General features: G+C 43.2%; 4 protein-coding genes. 3 read left to right on the top strand and 1 reads right to left on the bottom strand.

Annotated elements, in window-relative coordinates; all coding sequences use genetic code 11:
- A partial coding sequence (locus tag MHN01_RS24280; protein ID WP_239413946.1) for an ATP-binding protein occupies window positions 1-573 on the bottom strand: 573 nt, incomplete at its 3' end.
- A 486-nt stretch (window positions 574-1,059) separates the two neighbouring features.
- Here MHN01_RS24280 and MHN01_RS24275 point away from each other — a divergent pair.
- The 3 genes from MHN01_RS24275 to MHN01_RS24265 all read left to right on the top strand — a co-directional run.
- The gene (locus MHN01_RS24275) at window positions 1,060-1,521 is read left to right on the top strand and encodes a hypothetical protein (RefSeq protein ID WP_239413945.1); all 462 of its coding nucleotides are present in this window, start codon (window positions 1,060-1,062) and stop codon (window positions 1,519-1,521) included.
- 149 nt (window positions 1,522-1,670) lie between these two features.
- Window positions 1,671-2,030 carry a hypothetical protein gene (locus MHN01_RS24270; protein ID WP_239413944.1) on the top strand — a complete coding sequence of 120 codons (360 nt, stop codon included), beginning with the start codon at window positions 1,671-1,673 and terminating at the stop codon, window positions 2,028-2,030.
- Window positions 2,031-2,082: 52 nt separating this feature from the next.
- A partial coding sequence (locus MHN01_RS24265; protein WP_239413943.1) for a hypothetical protein occupies window positions 2,083-2,570 on the top strand: 488 nt, incomplete at its 3' end.

The raw sequence follows: 2,570 nt of genomic DNA, 5'->3' as shown, positions 1-2,570 counted from the left end.
ACTAGTATATTTCGAAAGATAAATCGCAAAAACAGTTGAAAAATATTCAAGAACTTTATCCGTATTTAAGTTTGTAAACTCTTTAATAGGTTCTAGAATAGTTACAACTGTACCTGTAGTTAAGTTATCTCCACTCTCTACTTCAGAAAGTGAGAATTGACCTATATCATCAGCGAGGCCACTTATAACGTAAGTCTGAATATTGCCTTCATCTGATAAGTACGCTGTATCCCAATCAACAACTCGACCAACTGAAAAAGGTTTAAATCGACCTTGCCCTTCCTTTCCGTGTAAAAATCGACCTTTGTCCGATAACTCCTTTAGCTTTTTCCATGATCCACCAAGCATACCAAAATGCTTTCTTGCTATATTAAGTGGAATACCTGTTCCATCGTCTTTAATAGAAATCCTGTCAAGACCATACTCTCCTCGCGTTATATCTACATCAACTCGGTTAGCATCTGCATCAAGTGCATTCCAAACAAGTTCCGCGAGAGCTGCTAAAGGAGCGCTTTTAGATACTTTATTTAAGTGGTCTTTTTTGACTTCTACTCTTATTAATTCTTTAGACATAGCCAACAAATTCGTCAGTAAATTATGCACTTAAGCTATCATAATGCTGTTGCGTAAGTAAGAGTAAATGTCAAAAAAACAAGACAATGGTGCATATTTTAATACCTTTTTAATCATGTACTTACCCTATAAGCGGTGTAGCACTGCTGATACTTCCTGTTTCTAGAAATCAAGACTAAGTCCAATAAGCTTTTTTTGGGGGAACACTCGAGTTTGCCCACCATTCTTCGACACCTAACCTACCAACGAAAGATAAATTTCGAAACTTTGTTTCACACAAGGCGCAAGTTTACTTTACATTTAGTGCATTGGCAGTACAGTCCCTAAGCAAAAATACTTTCGCGAGAGTGCTTTTGCTTAGGACCAAGAAACGCCAGGTAACGTAACTAACCAGACCGGGATTCGCCCTACGGGGCGGTATCTCAAAGGGAGTTCAGAGAGCTTCTTTCGAGATACAGGGATTTATCAAACTTGAGTGAGGCAGTAATGATTTTCACATTGGAACAACCTATCACCGCAAGTATTCAGGAAGTATGGGACCACGGCCGCTACATGGTGCGTGACATGTTCTTAGACAGTTTCGGCCACTTAGATTCGAAGTCATTTGAGAATAGCCATGTAACCCAATGGCCTCACCATCTCAACTTCATGCAGACAGTAAAACCCCGTCACTTTTGCTCGGTCAGCGGGGTTAGCAATAACAGAGATATCACTCTAAACAGCTGGGTTAGTTACAACGGAATGGCCTACCCAGCAGGGCCGAAACCGAACTGGGAAGACAAAATCACCTTTAGCACCATCGCTATCACAGCGAAGGAAGCTACTCCGGCAAGTGGGAATGAAACATATCTACTGCATGTTCAGGAATTAGGGCCGGCTTTTCAGGAAGCACAGAAACAGTTCCTTCAAACTCATCAAGAAATTCAGGCACAAAAAAACCCGACCTAAGCCGGGTAGTTTTGGGCAGGGGTAACGACCAAGAAACGCCTGCCGTGCGGTGACGACCAAGTACACCGCATATAGGTAACGACCATGACGACGACCAAGTACGCCATGGAAGCGTTGCGGGAATCAACCAACAACAGGGAAATAGTACAATGAAAAGTTTATTCGCTCAAGTAGATAGCTCCTACCACAAAGCGCTAGAGGCATTCATCGCCAACGGAAAACAGCGCATTATCAGCAACCGCGAGTGGTGCGATCTAACCATTAGCGACTTCGTTTCATCCTATATCGAAATGCACAACGGCAAGCTTGTCGATTCACTGGTGAAGTTCACGCTCACCGCTAATTGTGAAGCCTCAAACTCTCTCCTCTCCCTAATGGGATACCAAGAATTCGCCAAGGACGCCCTAGACGAATGGCTGGAAGAGAACGCCAGCACCATCGTTCAGCATTTCGCGCAAGAAGTTAAAGCACATGAAATGGAATCAGCTGTAACCGCAGCTGGCTTTTAACCCCGTCGAAAGATGTTGCACCAACGGCTAATCACTAATCGGAGTATGGAAGATGAAAGAGTTACAAGAAGTCATGAACACTAAAGTGGCTGAAATCATTGCTAGCGGCGAAATCGAAAGGCAGATATCAAAGCGTATTGAGTCGGTGATTGATTCCGCGCTAGAAACCCAGTTTCGTTCTTATGGGCCAATAGCCAAGCAACTAGAAAAGATATTTCAAGAAAAGTTAGTTATCGACACCGAAAATATCGATTTCGAATCATATAACCAAATCATGCTTTCAGCAGTAAAGCAGCGCATCAATGGCATGTTCGCCGAGTCTGCATCGAGCAAGTTCATGAAAGAGCTTGATGAGATGCTGGGTACACCACCTCACGAAATGGATATCCACGATCTTGTTAATCAGGTGGCTGAGTATTGGCGTAGAGATCGAAGCAGCTATGACGATTGGGAAGAAGAGATCTGCATTGAACTAGAAGCTGAATGCGGTGCTCTTCGCGGAAGCTACTCGTTAAAAATGCATATTGAATCAAGTGGGTA

The organism is Photobacterium sp. OFAV2-7 (assembly GCF_022347985.1).
Lineage (GTDB): Bacteria > Pseudomonadota > Gammaproteobacteria > Enterobacterales > Vibrionaceae > Photobacterium.
Note: the sequence above shows the minus strand (reverse complement) of the source record. Positions and strands in the feature narration are given on the sequence as shown.